Source organism: Candidatus Dependentiae bacterium, from assembly GCA_026389065.1.
In the GTDB taxonomy this organism is placed as follows: domain Bacteria; phylum Babelota; class Babeliae; order Babelales; family Chromulinivoraceae; genus JACPFN01.
Genome location: JAPLIP010000047.1, coordinates 1 through 20,680 on the forward strand (window position 1 = coordinate 1; position 20,680 = coordinate 20,680).

Consider the following 20,680-nt stretch of genomic DNA (forward strand, 5'->3'; position numbering starts at 1 on the left):
GAAGTAAATTTGCTAAACGTTTTTAACCGCTTGAATAAATTCTTGAGGGGTCATGCTGTACGGTTCGCTGGACCACTTTTTAATCACTTCTTGAGTTCCAGGATTAATGATTAAAATAGCTGGCTGGGCAAAAACGCTAAATTTATTTTTTAAATAGTTAGCTTCTTGGTTTGAGCTGCTTGTACAGTCAACTTTTACAAACACAATATTTTTATCTAAAGCTTTGGCTACTAGATCTTTATGAAATAATTTTTTATCAATTGCTTTGCAAATGGTGCAATGATTTGCCCAAAAATCGAGTAAAACTAATTTATTTTCGGCTTGAGCCATTTCTAAGGCTTGCTCGTAGCTAGAAGCCCAGGCTACACCATTTTCAACATTGTTTTTTGCACCACTGTTTTCATAAGCTTTAAACGTAAAAAATACTGCAGCTGCAAGCAAGACTATACCAAGTAAGCTTTTAATTGTTTTGGTTTCTTGTGCCATCTCTTTTTGCGCGTCAATGATGTAAAATAGTGCCGCAAAGAGAAGATATGAAATAAATAGCATTGTCACCACGAGTGCTGGCAAAATGTTGCTTAAATAGTAAAAACAGGTTGCAAGCATAATAAAGCCAAGCGCTTTTTTAATTTCAACCATCCATTGACCAGCTCTTGGTAAAGTTTGCATTGATGAAGAAAAAGTTCCGATGATAATCAAAGGAATGCTCATACCCATGCCAAACATGAATAAAAGTAAAAATCCTGCAATAATATTTCCCATCGTTGCAACAATCGTTAAAAGTAGTGCAAGTCCTGGCGAAACGCATGGAGATGCAACGCTGCCGCTGATCAGCCCAAAAAGGTATGCTGATAAAAATGGTCCAAACTTAGAATTAACCTGAACGCTTTTTTGTAAAAACGAAGGGATTGTTAAATCAATTACACCAATCATAGTCAGCGACATGTAACCAATAAACAGTGTAAGAACTATGACAAAAATTGGTTGAGATAAAAGACCTCCAAATGATGCACCGGCAAAAGCAGCCAAAAGGCCAAGGCATGCAAATGTGGTTGAAAGTCCAAAAGCGTAACACAAAGAACCTAGAAAATTATAAAGAATTGATCGCTTTTCATTGTGGTGCAAAATTCCAATCGTAATAGGAATCATAGGGTAAATGCACGGAGTTAAGCTCAAAAGAAGCCCTAGGAGCAACGCAAAAAGGAACCGAATCCAGTTGCTATCAGTTGTTTGTACCAGGTGCTGTAAGGATTGAGTAAGCGATTTTTTTTCTGATACTTGTCCCGATGATGGTCTTGGTGCAAAAGGTTGATCATCGTTTGAAGCTTGAGCATTTTCTTCTTTTTGATTGAACGAAAACGCAATTACTTTTTCAGTCATGGTTCCTTGTGGCAAAAGTAAAAAGCTTGTATGCAGATGTCCGCTCACTGGGCTATCAATAGATGTTTTTACCGGAACTTGCATCGTTAGCGCGTTAGAAAAAACTTCTTTTGTGCTTAAAAGCTCTGGAAGATATTTTTTTGTTGCATTTGACGAATATGAAATATTTCCAAGCTGCGCATGCGGATTATCTAAAGATACTGACAATGTTGATTTTAAAATTGATTGCGTTTCACCAAGATTAATTGTGATATCGATCTGTTTTTCATGCGTTGATTTGGTTATTTCTTGTGATTTAATCGCAATTGGCTTGATGATTGCACTTGCACATAGTGCGAGTGCTAAAAAACACCTGTATAATTTTTGATTCATTGTATGGTCCTTTTTGGTTAAGGTTTTTGGTTTATTAGGTTCTTTTCTTAGAATCGTAATGATTTATTTTTATGCTGCCTTCATCAGACTTTAAAAGAATGAGTGGTTCATTTTTATTTTCCATTGATTGGCCAATTGATCCATGAATATTTTGGCGCATTTTTTTAAATTCTTCGTTGTTTAAAAGCATTGTTTTAGGATGAAGAGTGATAAAAAGATCTGAAGAAATTTTACCTAAAGGGCTTTGTGCTTGAATTTGAGCATGCAGTTCTTGTGGAACTAAAACGGTAATATTTCCTTGCTCGCTTTGTAAATTTAAGCAGCTTGAAGAAGATATTGATTTGCGTTTTACTTCAATGTCTCCATCAAGCGTATTTGCAAGAACGGTGCCATTTCCATCAAGAATAGAAATAGAGTTGCTGTTTGTTTTCGCTTCAATATCGCCAGATAATCCTTTGATGAAAATATCACCAACGGTTGCACTAACTTTAATTGGAAGTGTTTCAGGCACAAGAATTCTTAGTGACATAGTTCCAGAAACTGCATCTTCTTTTACCATTGTTGTTACTTGCAAAACAGATTCTCTATCTACACATTTCATGTCAGCATCTTGTAAAAACAAGTCGGACCCTTGTTTTTTTAGTTCAACTAAAACGCAGGGTTGCTTCCAGCTTTCTACAAACACATTGCAGCATTGATCTTCATGGTCGCACAAAATTTCTATTTTTTTTATATGGTTAAATTCTTTGTGAATAATTTCTTCTTTTGTTTTGCTAAAAAAAGATGAAACGCTTTTAGGAGGCTTTGGTATAGAAATTTTTGTTTCTATCGGTATAGTAAATGATAACAGCAAAAGACTCATAGATTGTGTGTAAAGATTTTTCATAGGGATTCATCCTCGATGGTGGAAAAAGATATGATTCATATTCAAGACCGCATTCAAATGTGCATCGCAAAGATTATACAGAATAATTCTGAAGTAAAAAATGTTTTTGATGAAATTTATCAGCAAGGAGGAAGAGTTCTTCTCGTTGGGGGAGCTGTTCGCGATTGTTTTTTAGGATGTTTAGGGTCAGATCTTGATTTTGAATTGTATCATCTGTCGTTCGATGAGATTCAAGATATTTTACAAAAATTTGGAAAAGTAATATTTGTTGGAAAATCTTTTGGCGTTTTACGTCTTCATGGACTAGATGCTGATTGGTCAATTCCCAGGTCTGATAGCTATGGTCGTAAACCAACCGTTCAACTTGATCCAAATATGAGTTTTGCTAAGGCTTTTCGCCGTAGAGATCTTACCATCAATTCAATGGGGATTGATGTATACTCCCAGGAATTAATTGATCCATTTAATGGACTTTCTGATTTGAAAAACAAAGTTCTTAGATCGCCAGATGTTACCTTTTTCGTACAAGATCCACTGAGATTATTTCGAGTTATGCAGCTTGCGGCTAGGTTTGATATGACGGTTGATGAAACTCTCAGTCAAGTTTGTAAAACTATGGATATTTCTACACTTTCAAGTGAACGTATTGAACAGGAATTTGCAAAACTTTTCTTAAAGTCATACCGGCCATCAATTGGGTTTTCTTGGCTTTTAAACATTGATCGATTAAAAGATATTTTTGTTGGCGTCGAATTTCATCCAACTTTTTATGGAATTATTGACTGTATAGCACAAGGATATGATTTTACTGATGAGCAAAAATTATTCGCCTTGTGGGGAACTGTCGCAAGTGGTCTTTCAAAAGATGAACTAAAAGATTTTGATATCAATAAAAGAATTTCTCATGAGCAGCTTTTGCATCTTTCTACATTTTTAAAAATTTATATTGGTTCTTTGGATCTTGTAAATCGTTCAGCAATGATAAGCTGGTATTTGCGATATGTTCCAGAAATGGCAAAGCAAGATGATTTGATAAAATATAAATGGCTTGCGCATTGGATAGATCCATATTTTACGATGGAAACATTGGGCATGATTGCCGCATGTTCTTTTTCTAGAGAAATTTCAGATTCATTTTTAGACAAAGCTAAGGCTGCAAAAGTTCTTCACAAATCTGAATTGCCACTTTTAACAGGCAAAGATCTTTTGGATCATGCGCAGGGTAAAGAGCTTGGAGATTTAGTCAAAAAAGCATATCAAATTCAGCTTGATGAGCTTATTGCAGACAAGCAAAAATTATTACAAAAATTACTATTGAAATAGTTTTGCGATTTAAAGGTTCTGCTTTCTAGCTCTAAACATTTTATTTCTTGCTAGTATCTGATACAGATAGGACTTTGCTAGCAGCGCTGAAAGATCTGATCAAGTCAACCAATTGTGCTATGTTTTATTTGATTTCGCACAAATCACTGTGTTTTTACTGTTTGATTATCATTGGTATGAAGTTTTGTTTTTTTGTTAAATTATTTATCATACAAAGCACAACAAAAATTTATCAATTCTGGCTTGGAATAAGATCTTTGAGCTGTTTTTCGAAGTCCTAAATAGATTTAATGGGCATAAGTTTTTCTTAATACGATTAAATATTTACAAAAGTTAAAAGATTTTCGGCAGCAATAAGATCTTGCTCTAACGAAGCATTAGTGCTTTCTGCGCTAATGTTTGTTTTCTTATCATTTAGTTTGTTCCTTGTGTTATTAAGGAGGGATAGCATTTTTTGCTGTTGTTCTTTTGCAGCAATTTGAGCGGCTGGATGAAATATTTTTTGTAATTTACTCAAAGACTCTGGTGTTAGTGACGGCAAGATATATTCTTTTATTTTCTTTTCAATGTTTTGAATTTTGTTATTTGCTAATATTCTATTAAAATTTTGTTCTTCTATAACGTATGGCCAATCGTTATTGCTTGGCCATGAAGCAGTTTTTGTCTCTCCTTTTTTGTTTGTGTAAATGTATCCAGTTCTTGGTTCATTAGGATTACTGTCTGATTCATGTATAAAACAAAGCACATTAAATAATTCTTTAGAGCCAATTTGTATATGCTTAAATATTATATTAATTGGTTCTTTAATAGAAGATTGTAATAATCGAATTAAAACATTGTGAAAAGAATCTTTGATGTTTGGCATACGTAAGGACTCAAAATAATAGTTTTGATTATGATAGTTTGCAGGTAACAACCATGGCAGTAACGCATCACATTCCGCGTTAAATATGAGTGACTTTGGTATATAATTTGCATTTAAAATAATGATTTTAATCTCATTGTTTATAAGTATTGATTTCTTTCTGGTTGACATAGCTATTTGTGAAAGTTCTTTGACTTCTTTTTTATATTGAATTGGAGAAAACCAAGAAGTGTTTTGGAATCTTATACTTCCGTAGTTTTCCTTACCATTTTGAGCCATGATAGAAAGCGCTTTTTGATAGTTTGGAGGTATTTCATTGAGAAGCTTAAAATATGACTCGAAGAAATTTATTTTTTCTAGTGAAACAGGGAGGATTTTTGTAAAAGTTGATTCAAATGTTGAGCCAATATTAATAATTGGATAGTTGATTTGTTCAAGCGAGATATTATCTAGCTTGTTAGTTATATTATAAGATTCTAATATTTTTTTACCTCCCGGAAAACAAGATGATATGGCAACTGATTTAGTTTTAAAATCATTGTTAAAACAGTTCATAACATTTAAAAAGTCTGATTGGGTCGTGATGCCATCTTCTTCTTTATTGGGAAGAGTCGACATTTCTGCCGTGAAATCTTGGCTTCCATGACCTGTTATGTAAATATTGATCCAGGGAAAATATTCTTTGGGACAGTCTTTAATTTTTAGCGATTTTAGTGTATTCAATAGGATTTTACCCAATGATTTTTTAGAGTTTGTTTGTTGACCATTTTCAATTATTTTATCGTTGTCAGTAGGGTTTAGTGGAGTCTTGTATATATAATTAGGCAACTTGCTATATGAAAGTCCAACAAGGAAATCTTTCATGGCAGAGCTTTTTGATTTATTACTCAAGTCATTTGGCAGAAATAGTATAAAATCAGAATTTACCTCTTTGCACGTGTAAGGCTTCGTTATAATGTCTTGATATCGTATATATACAGAAAACATTTGTCCAATCGTCCCTTTTATTTTTGGATCAATCGTAGTATCACTATTTAGTATTTTATAGAAAGAGTCGGTTTCTTTATTGTCAGACGAAGATTTCAGCTGTAGGTATAGATTCTTGAGCTCTGTGAATTTTTGTTGGTATATTTTATCTTCTATATTAGTAAAAGCTTGGGTTGTTGCAAATTTTTCAACAGTGTCTACAATATTTTGAACTGAACACCATAAACTTTTAGGGCATAGAACAGATTGATTCTCGGACATTGCTTTTATAAACTCTATATGCATTGCGCCTACATTAGCAAAATTAATCATGTAAGATAGATAATATCGATTATATTCTTGAACGTCGTTAATAATCACTAGGTTGGTTGTCTGCGCATGAGATTGTGTTTGTAACTCATCTATTGTTAATGTTTGTTCTTGCTGGACGTCTACATTTTGTAAGAGTTTTGTGGCTCTACGTCCTTCTAGCTGTTTATAAATAATTGTTAAAAGTAGCGATGTTGTTAATAAAAATCGATAGGTTTTAAAATTCATTTTTTTCCTTGTTTTTTTAGAGATGAATAAAATTTAGAATTTTTTTTAAATCAATGTCAATGCTATTGATAGGTTATTTGTTGAAATAGTTTTGCGTGATCAATTTATTTTGTGATACACTACACAGCAGTCAGTTAATTTTAAATTAAAAAAATAAGGAAGTTTTTTATGAGCACAGGAATGGAACACAATGCATTGTGGGGACTGATTATTCAGAGTGATTTCATGACAAAAATGGTCATGCTCACTCTTTTTTTTATGTCTATTGTTTGTTGGGCTATCGCTCTTTATAAATTAATTTTACTCAAAATTAAACAAGATCAATGTAAAAACGTTTTACAGCAAATAAAAATGTGCAACAACTTGCCATCAGTTTTACAAGTTGCACAAGATAATAAGGCAACGCTTCCAGGATATATTTTAATTCAGCTTTTAACTCATGCAAAAAGCGCTCAAGAAGCGAATTCAATTGAACTTTTCCAAATGCAAGCGGATGCTCTTTTAGATGATGTGATGTATCAAGAAGAAGCATACACTCCAGTACTTTCTATAAGTGCCTCAGTTGCAACACTTCTTGGATTATTTGGTACGGTATGGGGACTGATTCATGCATTTGTTAGAATTAGTGAAAGACAATCTGCAGATATCGTTGCAGTTGCTCCTGGAATATCAGAAGCTTTGATTACCACGATTGCTGGTTTGGTCGTTGCAATTCCTGCTTTGGTATTTTCTCAATATATTATGGTTCGGGCAAAAAGTATGGAATATAGTCTGATGACCATGACAGACAAAGTTACCATGATTGTTCGATTGTCAATGGCTAAAGGATTAAAGACCGAATCGTCCGTTGAATCATTTAGTCCAAAACAAGACTGATCATTGCTTAAAATAAAGGGAGATAATCGATGAGAAGAAATCGTTTGCGCAGAATGAAAAATCGTGGTCATGTCGTACAAGAGATTTCTATGACGCCACTTGTTGACGTTGCTCTAACTCTGCTTATTATTTTTATGGTTGCAACACCAATGCTTCAAAATGTTATAAAAGTTGAGTTGCCTTCAAGTCGTATTGATGATGGAGTACCATCGTCTCAGACACAACAAGATTTGACTGTTTACATAGATAAAGGTCGTAAAATGTATTTAAATGGGACAGAGTACCCATTGCAAACACTTTTAAAAGAGTTAAAAAGTTTGGTAAAAAAAGGCAAAGACGAAATTGTTTTTGTCAAAGCTGATCAAGCAGTTCCCTATGGAATCGTTATTGATTTAGTTGATACTATTAAAGTTTCTGGAGGCATCAAGTATGTTGCACTTGCTACCAAGCGTTCTTTCTAAAAAAATACATTTTTATTTCTCACCACGTAGAGTTTTTTTGGCAGAGATTTTACTTTTTGTGTTTTTTTCGCACATCATAATCCTTGGATTAATGATTTTTGTTTCTTCGCTCGAACATAAGCCAGAACAGTTTGCTATATCTTTGAGTCATACTGGGCAAACATATGTTTTAATGCCACTTTCTAAAAAAGAATCTGATTTTCAAATGAAGCAAAAAATTGGTAAATCAGGGGTCTATAAAAAATCTAAAGTGATTGATTATCAAACCTATCAAAAACATAAACAATCAAAAAAGAATAAAAAAGCTGCCAATAAAAAAGTTACAGTAAAAAAATCTGCAACTAACAAAAAAAATCCTGCAGGACACGTAATGTCTAAGCAGGTAGAAAAAAAAGCGCAAAAAGTTGAGGCAAAAGAGGCATCTTTAAGCTTGAAATCTTTTGTAAAACCAAAAACAGAACTAAAAGCAAAAGCTAAAAAGAAAATAGTTATAGAAAAATCAGAAAAGAAAAAGATTTTCGAAAAATCTATTGTTTCAAAAAAAGCAGTTATTTCAGAAGTTGCTTTGGCAAAAGAGCCTGCTCAGCAAGAGATCATAAAATTAGAAGAACCTGTAGAAAAAGAAGTTGCATTAACTCCTCAGCCAGAAGCAGTCATACCAAATATTGTTGAGCCAGAAATTGTAGATGTTGGCAAGGTTGATATAAAAGAAATCCCAGTTAAAGATCAGCCTGAAGATTTAAACGTAGGCGAGGCAGAAGGTCAAGATGACAGTGAGTTGATCGATGATGATATTGACCTGGAAAACGTTGTGTTTCTTGGTCGGGATCAATTTGACAATTCGATTGTAGCTTCAAAATTAAAACAGGCTGTTGAGCAATGCTGGGTTTCACCAGTTGGAATAAAAAAAGGAACAACCTGTCAAATGCGTGTTCATGTGGGTCAAAAGGGTGATGCAGATGATGTTAAAGTTATTCAAAGCTCTAAAATAATAATGTTCGATTTGCCAGCGCGCAAAGCACTTTTTTCTATGAAATATCCAAAAGAAGTTTGGAATAAAACTATTACCATTGCACTAGGAGCCTGATCATGATTTTTAAAAATCTATCTTTTTATACTGTTTTATTTTTTTATTGCCTTGCTGTAGGAAGTGATTTTCAAGAAAAGAAAAATGTATTGAATGCTGATACGGCTCAAGTAGACGGCAGTGCAAAATCTTTCGATTTAGAAATAGTTGTTCAATCACAAAAAACAAAAAAAGTATCTTTAGGTTTAGTGGTGGTCGGAGAGCGTGATAGTTCTTTGGACCAGTGTATTGAACGTTTAAAAAAAGATTTAGAGTGGAGCGGGCAAGCTAAAGTTTTTTTACAGCATAAAGATAAAATGACTCATTTTTCAGATTTAAAAAATTTATTTGAGCCTGATGTCTCTGTTGCTATTTTTATATCTGCAATCAAAGGTGAGTATACTTGGAGACTTTATGACATTTCATCTCAGTCAATGATATCTGGCAAAAAAATAAAACAGGAGAATCGCCCTATAATTCTTTTAGCTCACTGCATCGCAGATGATTTGTGGCCAGAGCTATTTGGTGAAAAAAGTTCATTTTGTTCAAAAATAGCTTTTTGTAAGCAAACTTGGCATACAAAATATGGACGAGAAAAATCATACAAACAAATTTGGATAGCAGATTTTGATGGAACAAATCAAAAATTATTTGTTGATGCTCCAACAGTCAGTTTTGCACCGCGATGGAATAATGATGTAGATAGCCCATTGCTTTTTTATTCAGAAAATACTCTTTCTAACGTTCAGCTGGTTATGATGAATATGTTTTCAAAGCGCAAGGTTATCTGTTCGTTTGATGGGTTGAATATGCAACCATCTTTTTCTCCAGATGGTAAGCGTGTCGTGTTTTGTCTTTCAAAAGATGGAACAAGCCAACTCTATCTTTCATACATTGATCCTTTTTCTAAAAAACGAGTATTTGATAGATTAACTTTTAATGACGGCAATAATATCGCCCCATGTTTTATTGATCAAGATCATATTGCATTTGTTTCCGATTTTGAAACGCACAAGCCACAGTTATATATTTTAAATCTTGCAGATAAAAAATTGCGAGGCATAACAGATGGTGGCTACTGCGCATGCCCAAGCTACAGTTCAGTGAGAGATCAACTGGTATATTCAAAAATGCTTGGTGGCGCAATGCAGCTTCTTTCATACGATATCAAAACAGGTCAGCATAAGCAGCTTACTCACGGTGGCGGCAGCAAAGAAGAGGCGAGCTGGTCAGCATGTGGAAACTATATCGTTTTTGGTATGAATGAAGGAATGGGCTCTCGAATCGCTCAATTAAATTTAATAACCAATAAAGTTTCATATCTTACCAGCTTTCAGGATCATTGTACGTACCCTGATTGCTCTCCTTTGTATTCTAAAAATATTGGCATTTTAAATTTCTAAGACAAGTCTCAAGCGATTCTTTTTAAGCCTTTTTGTTATAAGCCTTGAATTTAGCTATCTATTTTTTTTAATAAAAGAAGTAGGTAGTTATTTTTTTTATACAAAAGGAGCTCTTGTGAAATTCACAAAGATTAGATCTATGCAGTCAATAATGTTTATGGCTGCAACGTTACAAATTGTTGCTTTGCATGGGATGATGGCCAAAACGGCTAGCGGTGCTGCAGGAAAAGCTTTAAGTCCAGCGCTTCAAGCAGCATATGCTTCGCTTGGCCTTAACGTTGGAGCAAATCCAAAGCAAGTTTCGGATGCGTACCAACAATTAATTAGCCGTACGCATTTGTCAGTTCAAGGCAACAATAAGTTTAATTCTAGAGACATTGATTTGTCTAAATATGAAACTAAGTCATACCTTGACAGAAACGCTGCCCGATTAGGAGCAGGGCAGCCTAGTAATAATGATCAAATACTTAAACTCAATAAAGCTTTTCATGAAATTAAAAATGCATTTCCTCGGCAGTTTGAAGGCCTAGAATCGGCAGATCCTTTTAAGGCAGAAAGAGAACAGAGGCTTGCAAGAGAAGCTTTAGAAAAAGCAAATAGAAATAGGTTTAAATCACCAGATCAAATAGCCCATGAAGAAGCTTTAGAGAAACAAGCAACAGAAAATGCAAGCAATCAAGCCATTGAATCAAACACATCTAATGGATTATCTTCTTTGAAAAATAGTGTTATGCAAGAATTGAAAAATGGAGATATGGTTCAATTTTTCAGTGGTCTTTCTGCCATTAAATCATTTGGTGGTGACGTTGACAAAATTATTCACATGAATCATGACCTTATCCTAAAACAGGTTATGGATACAATTAGATCCACTTCTGGAAGAGTTGGCTTGGATTCACGTTATATCCCAGCTGTTGTAAGCCTATCGCTACAATATCGTATTTTTGATTCAGCAGAGGATTTTGCACATAAATTAATGCAGACTCCTCGTGTGGCAGATGGTTCAGAGAGTCAGTTAGGCCTTGTTCCGCTGTCAAAGGTTGTAGAGTCTTTATTTAATAGCCATAGCGCAGAGTCGCTAAAAGATGCTTTAATCGTTTATAATATACTATTGGAAAATAAATATATTGTTTCATCATTTGTTAATGATCCATTGAAAAAAGCAGCAGAGAGGTCTTTATTTGGTGTTGTTTTAGGTTCAATAAATTCGTTAAGCGGTGAAAATGGTTTTGATAGAGCTGTTCAAGAAGTAAAGAAATCGCTTGAATTATTAAATGATTTTGAGAATTCTAACATCGTTAGCAGTGTTAAAGTTCAAAACTTTTTATCTGGGCCTGTTGCTAGCTCAGTTCAAAATATAATAAATGAAGATTATTCAATTTTATCGTTAGATCAAAAAGAAATTATTGCCAATATTTTTGAAAATAAAGGAGTTAAGCTTTCTTTTGACGCTCAGGTGCAAAAAGTAAATAAAGATTCTAGTATTAAATTAGCATCTGATAAAAAACATGTAGGTGTTTTTATGAATAAAGGACAGCTCGATAAGCTTGAAGATGTTTGGAATAACTCTTCATCGCAATTAAAAGAATATATCCGAGCTACTGTTCTTGAAAATGTTGTGTCAAATATTGGTAAAAACAACCCTGTTGCTTTAAAAACTTTAAAGTTTGGACTGACTCGTAGAATGTTTAGGATGGGACAAATTACATCTTCAAAACGATTTTTAGATCTTGTTTCAAAGCAAGGGCCAGAAGAAGCATTTGGTAATCTTTTTGATGATTGTCAAAGCTTGCAGGATTATAAAATAGTAACGATTCTTCTTGATACTCTTGTTCGTGATAATATAGTTAGCGCATCCCAAAGAGATCAAATTAAGTCAGAGCTAACAGATTCTATGATCAGTAAAAATACTCGTTTTATAATCTCGTCTAAAGGTGACGCTGACCTAACTTCTTGGATTGAAGAAATTGACTCTCAGATATCATGGCTTTCTGATCGAGGGTTAGTTGATGATGCTCGAGTAAGACTTGTTTTAGGAGAGGAAATTGCTCGTTTTGCTAAAGCTCAAACGCTTGGCAGGCGGTTGGCGATGAGAATTCTCCTTGCTGCAGTTACTTTTAAATGGATAGCAGAAGCTGAATAGACTTTAACTTTCTTTAATAAAATAGAGCATCTTAAAACAGATTTGTTTTAAGCAACAAAAAAGCCTACCCTTTTGAGGTAGGCTTTTTTGTATTAATTTCTGAATTTAAAAGGTCAGAACTTAGTAACGGCTGCTGCCGCCACGGTCGCTGCTGCCACCGCGTGATCCGCTTCCGAATCTGCTGCCGCCTGTGCTGCTTCCGCCGCCCATGCCGCCACGACGTTCGCCGCCGAATCTGCTGCCGCCTGTGCTGCCAGCGCCGCTACGTGGAGCGAAAGATTCTTTTTTGCCATGAGCGATGTTAACTTTTAAGCTACGGCTGTTAAGTTCTTGACCGTCCATAGAAAGAGCTTCTTTAGCTGCGTCTTCTGTTTCGAATTTTACAAATGCAAAACCACGAGGTTGTCCAGTTTCACGGTTTGTTGGAATGTTGATTTCAGAAATAATTCCGAATTTTCCAAATGCATCTTGTAGCTCATTTTTATCAGTGCTGAAAGCAAGATTGCCGATAAAAATTGTTTGTTGGTTGTCCATGTTTTAAGACCTTCTTAAAGGAACAGTAGCTACTGACCGTTTCCATTTTTTTACTTTTTTTAAAATGTACTTAAGTTTCAGTAGTGAATCAATAATAACTCTATTAGTATCTCATTTACCTCATGGATTTGCAACAACAAAAAACAATTTTTATTGATATTTTTAACCATTTTGTAAAAAACCATAGAAGATATCGACAGGATGAGCTATTTTTATTACAATAAATTAAAAACATAGGTGTTTAGGTCTATTTTTGGCTTTTTTTATTAGCCTTAAATCATAGACTCTATGAAATAGAATTGATAGCGTACTTATATTAACAGTAATAATAAATGAAAAGGTATTATGAAACCAAATAAACCATTTAATTCATTTGGCCCAAAAGGCCTTTTGATCGGCATAATTGTAGCAGTTGGCCTTATGGCAGCGCTTACTCATCTTACAGATTATGCTAAAAACATTGGAAATATTTCATATAAAGAGTTTTTGGATAAAGTTCGTGCAAATCAGGTCAAGGCTGTTACGGTCTCGGGTCAATTTGTAGATGGACTTACTCAGGATAATCAAAGATTTCAAACCGTGGTTGCAGAGCGTTCAAGCGATTTTGATTTATTTGAAAAGCATGGCGTTGATTTTGCGGTAAGCACTCCATCGATGTCTACAGGCTCGTGGCATGTATTTCTAGTTATTGGCGTTTTAATGATTTTAGGGATACTTTCTGCATGGTACTTTTTACGTCAGTCTGGGGGTAATGGTAAAAATGGTGGTGGCGCTGGTGGTATTTTCAACATCGGAAAAAGTCGAGCTAAAATGTTTTTGCCTTCTACCATAAAAGAACGTTTTTCATCTGTGGCTGGTGCTCATGAGGCAAAAGAAGATTTAAAAGATATTGTTGATTTCTTAAAAGATCCTGCAAAATATAGACGCCTTGGAGCTCAAATCACTCGTGGCGTTTTGCTAGTCGGTGAGCCAGGAACAGGAAAAACTTTACTTGCTCGTGCAGTTGCTGGTGAAGCAAATTGCCCATTTTTTAGTGTCAGTGGGTCTGATTTTATAGAAGTCTTTGTAGGTGTTGGTGCATCTCGAGTTCGCGATCTTTTTGCAGAAGCAAAAAAGAAAGCTCCTTGCATAGTTTTTATTGATGAAATCGACGCGATTGGTCGTCAACGCGGCTCTTCTATGGGTGGCGGAAACGAAGAACGCGAACAAACATTAAATCAGCTTTTAACAGAAATGGATGGATTTGAGATTAACAAAGATCCAATTATTGTTCTTGCTGCTACAAATCGTCCTGATGTTTTAGATAAAGCCTTAGTTCGTCCAGGTAGATTTGATAGACAAATTGAAGTTCCAGTTCCAGACTTGCTAAGCCGTGAAGAGATTTTAAAAGTTCATTTGAAAAAAATTACGGTCGTTGGAGATCTTGATGTTAAAAGAATCGCGCGCGGAACTCCTGGTTTTACGGGTGCTGATCTTGCAAATTTAGTTAATGAAGCAACAATCATTGCTTCAAAGAAGAATCTAACAGAAGTAAGTATGTATGAGTTTGAAGAAGCTCGTGATAAAATTATGATTGGAAAAGAATCTAAAACAATGATTCTTACTGATCATGATAAAAAGATGACCGCTTATCATGAAGGCGGTCATGCGCTAGCTCGAGTATTGATGCCAAAGGATACGGATCCTTTACACAAAGTAACAATCATTCCTCGCGGAAGAGCTCTTGGCGTAACTCATTTTTTACCAGAGCGTGAAAAATACAGCAGAAACAAAGAAGAAATGCTCGCAACAGTTGCTGCAGCACTTGCAGGGCGAGCAGCAGAAGAGTTGGTTTTCAATGAGCTTTCAACTGGCGCATACAGCGATTTTAAAGCTGCTACAGAAACAGCTCGTTCGATGGTTTGTTATTATGGTATGACTGACGCCTTGGGTAAACGTGTGTATCTTGATACATATGATACAAAGGGTGGTTATTCACAAAAGACATTTGAAAAAATTGATGATGAAATTACAAGAATCTTAGATGAGCAGTACGCATTCGTTATGCAGCTTCTTAAAGACAATCGAGATAAACTTGATTTGCTAGCTCAAGCATTGCTAGAAAAAGAAACTTTGTATGCGTCTGACGTGTATGAACTTCTTGGCATAGAGCCTCGAGAAGACCTGAGATTAATCTAATATTTTAAATTTAGTTCAAGGGGGCCTAACAAGGGCCTCCTTTTTTTTGGAGAAAAAGATGGAATATGTTCAAGCTATGCGTCCGATTATAAAAAAAGCGGGCGATTTGGTAATGTCTCACTTCCGTGGGAATTTAGAAATTAATCGTAAAAAAGATTTAAGTATTGCCACAAACGTAGATCTTATGAGTGAAGATATTTTAAGAAATGAGCTGTGCGTTTTGCTGCCAGGCTCAGGATTTATTGCAGAAGAGACCAAAGAGGTTGATATAAAAGAGTTCACATGGATCATAGACCCTATCGATGGGACAAAGAATTTTACACGAGGCTTGCCTTATTTTTGTATTAACGTTGCGCTTATGCATCACAATGAAGTAATTGCTGCTACGACATATTTCCCAGTCGTCGAGGATTGGTTTTATGCTCAAAAAGGGTGTGGCGCATGGAGAAATGGCGTTAGATTGAATTTGCAGACAAAGGGCTGGCTGGATAGCGGAGCCTTGATTGTGGTTTCAGATTTTAGGCTGCGCAATTGTGAAATGCTTGGAAAGATTAAAAATCAGCTCAAAAGTCTAGAGCATGGGGTTCGTTTCCGAGTTAATGGGGCAGCTGCTTTAGATTTGGCTTATCTAGCATCTGGATCTTTTGATCTTGTTTTGTTTGAAAATTTAAAATGGTGGGATGCGGCGGCTGGAGTATTGCTTGTGAGCGAGGCTGGAGGTACAATTTGCCAATATGATTTATCACCGGTTGACCGATCATTTCGAACTCTGATTGCGGGGCATAAAGAACTTTGCAGCTTGGTTTTGCCTGTTTTGTAGCAGCTCAATCAGGTATCCTATTTTGGCTTGAGCCATGAGAAACATTAATTTAAATAAGATTTCCTTTTAATGTTTGATAAAAATCGAAAAGTACGGTAATATTAGAGTTGAATTTGATATTTAAATCACCATAGTTGGTGGGCCATCATTTCTGATGGGTTGAAAATATAGTCTAAAACAAAGGTTATCATGTCAAGAATTTGTTCTATCTGTGATAAGCGGCCACAGGTCGCAAATTTAGTAAGCCACGCGAATAATAAAACAAAGCGTTGGGTTTATCCAAACGTGCACAAAATGAGATTTATCAAAATTGATGAATTACATAAAAAACGTGTTCCTGTACAATGTGCAAGCGTGTGTACAAAATGTGTAAAAGCTGGCAAAATTCAAAAAGTTCTTTAAGGTTCAAAAGGTTAATTTCCTATGGCAAATACAAAATCAGCACAAAAACAGATTCTTCAAGCTGAAAAACGTCATCAATGTAACGTTGCTCGTAAATCTTCAATTAAAACAGCTGTAAAAAAAGTTCTCACTGCTCTTGAAGCGGGAAAAACAAAAGATGAAGTTCAAGTGCTTTTCAATGATGCTCAAGCACAATGTGCTCGAGCAAAAGGGAAGCATACGTTGCATGCAAATACTGCAGCTCGTAAAGTTAGCCGTTTGGCGCTTCGTGTTCAATCACATTTTGCTACAGCAACAGCTAAGTAAAATAATAGTTTGTAAGATATAAATTTTACAGATTAATTAAAAATTTAAGAGTGCATTTTCTTTATTGAAAGTGCACTCTTTTTTTGTCGATGTCGATGTCGATGTCGATGTCGATGTGAAATCAATAATTTAAAATATTTGAAAGATTAAAATTTTTATGCCTAAGCTGTTCGGGTAGTAAAATTTTTCACATAGACATACTTATTAAAAAAGGAGTTTTTATGTCTTTTCATTTTAAATCAAAAAACAGGTTCTTTTCCAAGCAGAAGTTAGTTTTTTTAACAGGCTGTTTTTTTTCGACGAATCAGTCTTTGGCAAGTATGACTGTGGGTGCGACTGGAGCAACAACCGTATTAACAGGTGCTGCGAGCAGAGCTGGAAATTATCTTCCGAAAAATATTAATGGCATCATTCCTAAGAATAATTCAGGAAATGCTTTTAATAAATTTTCGCAAATGCCTCAATCTACTCTTCAAGAGGGCTTAGTTCCAAGAATTGTTGGAAAACCAAAGTATCAAGATTTGCCAAAAGTGCCTAGAGTGGTTGGAAAACCAAATAATCTGGATTGGTCTGGAACTGGTGGACAATCAGCTTTTCAAGATGCTCAAAATACGGCTAATCAAACAGTGCAAAATGCTTTAAAGCAACAGCCTTACAAATCAAAGATTCAATTAGATCGTGAGCAAGCGGCTAAGCAAGCTGAGAAAAGCGAAGAGATTTTACGTAATTTGGTTGATCAAGAAATTGAGCAAGAGGCAAGCGGCTCTTTAAGATTTGACGCTCAAGAAGTTCAACAAATCGCGAAGTCGCTCAAAGGTATGTCTAAGTCTGCTCGTAATGTTAAATTAGAAGAAATTGAAAACATTCAAGACCTGGCAGATGTTTTAGATCAGTTAAATTCATCCCAGGTTGAGCAGTATTTAAAAACATTAGACAAAGTTAAATCTGATAAAGTATTAAGCTCAATGACACAATCTAAGCAAAGTGCAGTAAGGCAAGAGTTAGATTTAATTTCTGGAAGTAAGGCCTCAAATCAAAGATATCAAAACGATCTTGCTCGCGCGGCAAAAAATAAAGCTGATAGAATTCAAAAAGAGACGGATGATAAAAAGCGCCTAGAAGAGATACTTAATTCAGAAATAGAATCTGTAAAAAATTTAGGAAGAGCTCAAGAACCGTCAAGTTTATTAATTAGCAAGGGCTCTAATTCTTTAATTGTAACCCCAAAATCTATTGGATCTAGTAACAATTCAAGTAGTTCGCATGAATCTTATGAATTAATACGAAATCTTTATAATTCTTCTGGTTCTGGCAGTGCTGGATCTCGATTTGGCAATGCTAGACTGAGAAATAACTATTCATATGCAACGGCAGCAGGCCTTACAGCTTTAGCAGGATATATATTTTCACTTGATGACCGTGAAAAGCAAAAGTCACCATTGGCTCAAAGAGTCGATACAGCTAATCAATTGTATGCACTTTGTGCAGCAGTAGTTGCTCAAGAAGTAGAACAAAGAGCTGAACAAGAAGCCGACAAAATGGTTACAGAAGAAATGGCAGAGCAAAAAGATGGGCAGCCAGAGCTTGAGCAAACAGATGAGCAAAATATTGCAATGCAAGAAGCTGCTTTTCAACGAGCGATAACTGCAGAGTTTGAAGCTTTAGAGTCTTCTGGGTCAGACGCTCAGATTACTCGATATGCTCAAATTATCAAATCCTTGTATGATATGATTGATAAGCTTCCTAAGAGTGTCCAAGATCGCTTGAATCAGTTAACTGGTTTTGCTGGAAAAACGGTAGAAGCAATTGATAAAAGATTAAAGATGATGGATATAGTTCCTCTCAGCTTTCAAGAAAAACTTGCACAAATATTGCCATATTTAAAATTATCAGCACAAGACTTTAAAGATAAAACCCTTCCAGAAATTGTACAGCTTATTGAGCTTCATGTTAATTTTTTAGAGAGCAAGATGGTTGCGGTGCATGAATCTGCAGATCGCGCAGTAGAGTCTTTAGATCAAAAGATAAAAGCTAATTTGCCAGCGCTCAAAGAGGCGTTGCAAGAAGGATTAGAAAAATCATCAGCAAAAATTTATTATATTGTTGCGCAACTAAGAAGTCTCGCTAGTAATAAGTTTGCAGATTTAGATCAGCAAGGACGCGACATGAGAAATATGGCGAATAAATCTATTGATAAATTGGCTGAATTTACCAAAAATAACCTTCCAAGAACTTCTGATATTAAAAATCGTATGTATTCAGTTCAGCATGCTACTGACATAGCAACAGCTTTACTGCAAGCGGCTAAGTCTCCTGATGATATGCTTGTGACGATGGATAATTTGAAAAATGTTTTGCCAGGCGATGTAGAGGCAACTCCATTCATGAAGGGATATGTTCAATCAAGATTAAATAGAATTTCTTCTAAGATAGCTGCTCAGAGTTAAAATTTTAAATAAATTATAATTTTTTCAAAAAGAAGAAGCCTGATTGTAAGACACGGCTTCTTCTTTTTGTTTGTGGCAACATATTTCTTTTGAGCAAATAAAAAGACGATTCATTTTTGTTGATTTTTTTAAAAAATTGAGAGTAGATTAGAACATATTTCTGAATTTTTTAAAAAGGAGTTTTTATGAAGATGCAACAAATTGGTGTTATTTTTTCAGTGGCGTTTATTGGGGCCTCTGGTGAAATTTTAGCGCCTAGAGGACAAGTTCAAGATCGTAGGGTGGTTGAAGTTGTAAGAAGTGTCTCACCTGAATCTGAGCGGGAGATGCAGCGAAAGGCTCTGGATATAGTAGACATTGTCGGCAATGTTTCTAAGCAGATGGCTGAATTTGAATCTAAGAAAAATGCACTCAGAAAAGTTATACGTGCTGAAAAATTAAGACAAGAAGCGAATACGGTTTTAAATATTGTTGATATTGTAAAATACGCAAAAGACAAAGTGCAAGAGCAGCAATCAGAACACGTTTTAAATATTGTTGACGTTGTCAGATTTGCAAATGGTTCACATGGCGATGATGACAGAGCTGATGATGTAGCAAAAGCGCAGGCTCTAGTTGTGAAAGTTATGATAGATGCTGATCAATCAATTGAAAAGATTGTGTCTGCGTTTGAAAACTTAAATAGTTCGCTGCCAGGAGAGTCAAAACAAATAGAAGCAAACATTATAGAGAACATGATTAGTGATTTTAATATGGCAATCGTCAAGCATAACGATTTTACGCAAGCAGCTAACTTAGAATTTAATGGATCGCAAGATCCAAAGTTGGTTTCTTTAAAACAAGATCTGTATGAAAAGATACAGAATAATGTGCATAAAATGTTTTTGATGATTCAAGCCGCTCAGTCTAATCAAGCAGAAGCAAAAGAAGCTAATGGCCAACGCTCAGTCTAATCAAGCAGAAGCAAAAGAAGCTAATGGCCAAAAAGAAGATTCAGATAAAACTTATGAAATATCTGGATCAAGAAGTAAATCTTGGAATACGCAAGTAGATGTCAGCCATGAAGGCGATATCGTTAAGCCTAAATCTATAGATTTAGTTAAAGGCTTAGGATATATGGAACAACATCTTCAAGCTTTATTGAAAGATGCTAAAAAATCATATGCTTCTTTGGCTCGTGCAACAGAAAAAGCAGAGCAAATAAAACTTAAATCAAGAATAGCTACTGATCTTAAGAGAGCTACTAAAGTACATAATGAAGCGACAGGTTCTTACAATCAAATTATTCAAACATCAAGCTCTCAAGAGCAAAAAGCTATTGCAGAAAAAAGCTACAACAATATTGACCAAATGCTCAAAGAAATCGATAATATTCTTCTTGATTTGAAAAAACAAGAAGAAGATTCAGATAAAACTTATGAAATATCTGGATCAAGAAGTAAATCTTGGAATAAGCCAGTAGATGTCAGCCATGAAGGCGATATGGTTAAGCCTATAGATGTTGACGAGCAGTCTGCAAAATTACTTGCAAAACTACAAGGTGCGGATTCAGACGTTAAAGCTGTCTTGCGTCTTGCTCAGAAATCAGATGAACAGTTACTTGTGCTAAAAGGAAAAGATCAAATACCGTTTAAGCAGTCTATAGTTAAGTATTATACAAAGGCTAAGGGTATATACGAGAGTGCTACTAAGAT

General features: G+C 35.1%; 17 protein-coding genes. 13 read left to right on the plus strand and 4 right to left on the minus strand.

Features of this window, described 5'->3' with window-relative positions; translation table 11 throughout:
* Positions 1–12: 12 nt before the first annotated feature.
* Complete coding sequence (locus tag NTU89_03135) at positions 13–1,752, minus strand: thioredoxin family protein (protein MCX5923539.1); 1,740 nt, start codon at positions 1,750–1,752, stop codon at positions 13–15.
* A gap of 34 nt (positions 1,753–1,786) precedes the next feature.
* Positions 1,787–2,638, minus strand: a complete 852-nt coding sequence (locus NTU89_03140) for a DUF4097 family beta strand repeat-containing protein (GenBank protein MCX5923540.1) — start codon at positions 2,636–2,638, stop codon at positions 1,787–1,789.
* Between the two features lie 15 nt (positions 2,639–2,653).
* Between NTU89_03140 and NTU89_03145 the strand changes: the two genes are divergently transcribed.
* Positions 2,654–3,961, plus strand: a complete 1,308-nt coding sequence (locus NTU89_03145) for a hypothetical protein (protein MCX5923541.1) — start codon at positions 2,654–2,656, stop codon at positions 3,959–3,961.
* Positions 3,962–4,277: 316 nt separating this feature from the next.
* Here NTU89_03145 and NTU89_03150 read toward each other — a convergent pair whose 3' ends face one another.
* Positions 4,278–6,350 carry a hypothetical protein gene (locus NTU89_03150; GenBank protein ID MCX5923542.1) on the minus strand — a complete coding sequence of 691 codons (2,073 nt, stop codon included), beginning with the start codon at positions 6,348–6,350 and terminating at the stop codon, positions 4,278–4,280.
* 168 nt (positions 6,351–6,518) lie between these two features.
* On the opposite strand from NTU89_03150, the gene NTU89_03155 reads away from it, so the two are divergent.
* From NTU89_03155 to NTU89_03175, 5 genes are all read left to right on the plus strand, one after another.
* Positions 6,519–7,226: a MotA/TolQ/ExbB proton channel family protein gene (locus tag NTU89_03155; GenBank protein ID MCX5923543.1), complete on the plus strand. Its 708-nt coding sequence runs from the start codon at positions 6,519–6,521 to the stop codon at positions 7,224–7,226.
* 29 nt (positions 7,227–7,255) lie between these two features.
* Entirely contained in the window at positions 7,256–7,687 is a 432-nt protein-coding gene (locus tag NTU89_03160; protein ID MCX5923544.1) for a biopolymer transporter ExbD, read from the plus strand.
* On the plus strand, positions 7,656–8,774 hold the full coding sequence (locus tag NTU89_03165) for a TonB C-terminal domain-containing protein (GenBank protein ID MCX5923545.1): 1,119 nt from the start codon (positions 7,656–7,658) through the stop codon (positions 8,772–8,774). Before NTU89_03160 ends, NTU89_03165 begins: the two co-directional genes overlap by 32 nt.
* A gap of 2 nt (positions 8,775–8,776) precedes the next feature.
* Positions 8,777–10,156 carry a hypothetical protein gene (locus NTU89_03170; GenBank protein ID MCX5923546.1) on the plus strand — a complete coding sequence of 460 codons (1,380 nt, stop codon included), beginning with the start codon at positions 8,777–8,779 and terminating at the stop codon, positions 10,154–10,156.
* Between the two features lie 115 nt (positions 10,157–10,271).
* The gene (locus tag NTU89_03175) at positions 10,272–12,299 is read left to right on the plus strand and encodes a hypothetical protein (protein MCX5923547.1); all 2,028 of its coding nucleotides are present in this window, start codon (positions 10,272–10,274) and stop codon (positions 12,297–12,299) included.
* 120 nt (positions 12,300–12,419) lie between these two features.
* On the opposite strand, the gene NTU89_03180 is transcribed toward NTU89_03175, so the two are convergent.
* A complete protein-coding gene (locus NTU89_03180) occupies positions 12,420–12,833 on the minus strand; it encodes an RNA-binding protein (GenBank protein MCX5923548.1) in 414 nt (137 codons plus the stop codon).
* Positions 12,834–13,178: 345 nt separating this feature from the next.
* On the opposite strand from NTU89_03180, the gene ftsH reads away from it, so the two are divergent.
* The 7 genes from ftsH to NTU89_03215 all read left to right on the plus strand — a co-directional run.
* Positions 13,179–15,011: an ATP-dependent zinc metalloprotease FtsH gene (ftsH, locus tag NTU89_03185; GenBank protein MCX5923549.1), complete on the plus strand. Its 1,833-nt coding sequence runs from the start codon at positions 13,179–13,181 to the stop codon at positions 15,009–15,011.
* Between the two features lie 58 nt (positions 15,012–15,069).
* The gene (locus tag NTU89_03190) at positions 15,070–15,831 is read left to right on the plus strand and encodes an inositol monophosphatase (protein ID MCX5923550.1); all 762 of its coding nucleotides are present in this window, start codon (positions 15,070–15,072) and stop codon (positions 15,829–15,831) included.
* Between the two features lie 189 nt (positions 15,832–16,020).
* Positions 16,021–16,233, plus strand: a complete 213-nt coding sequence (gene rpmB / locus NTU89_03195) for a 50S ribosomal protein L28 (protein ID MCX5923551.1) — start codon at positions 16,021–16,023, stop codon at positions 16,231–16,233.
* Between the two features lie 21 nt (positions 16,234–16,254).
* A complete protein-coding gene (gene rpsT / locus NTU89_03200; protein ID MCX5923552.1) occupies positions 16,255–16,539 on the plus strand; it encodes a 30S ribosomal protein S20 in 285 nt (94 codons plus the stop codon).
* 221 nt (positions 16,540–16,760) lie between these two features.
* Positions 16,761–18,986 (plus strand): hypothetical protein, encoded by a 2,226-nt coding sequence (locus NTU89_03205; protein ID MCX5923553.1) that lies wholly within the window; start codon positions 16,761–16,763, stop codon positions 18,984–18,986.
* 185 nt (positions 18,987–19,171) lie between these two features.
* Positions 19,172–19,939, plus strand: coding sequence for a hypothetical protein (locus NTU89_03210; protein ID MCX5923554.1), 768 nt, complete (start codon positions 19,172–19,174; stop codon positions 19,937–19,939).
* A partial coding sequence (locus tag NTU89_03215; GenBank protein ID MCX5923555.1) for a hypothetical protein occupies positions 19,920–20,680 on the plus strand: 761 nt, incomplete at its 3' end. The genes NTU89_03210 and NTU89_03215, both read left to right, overlap by 20 nt.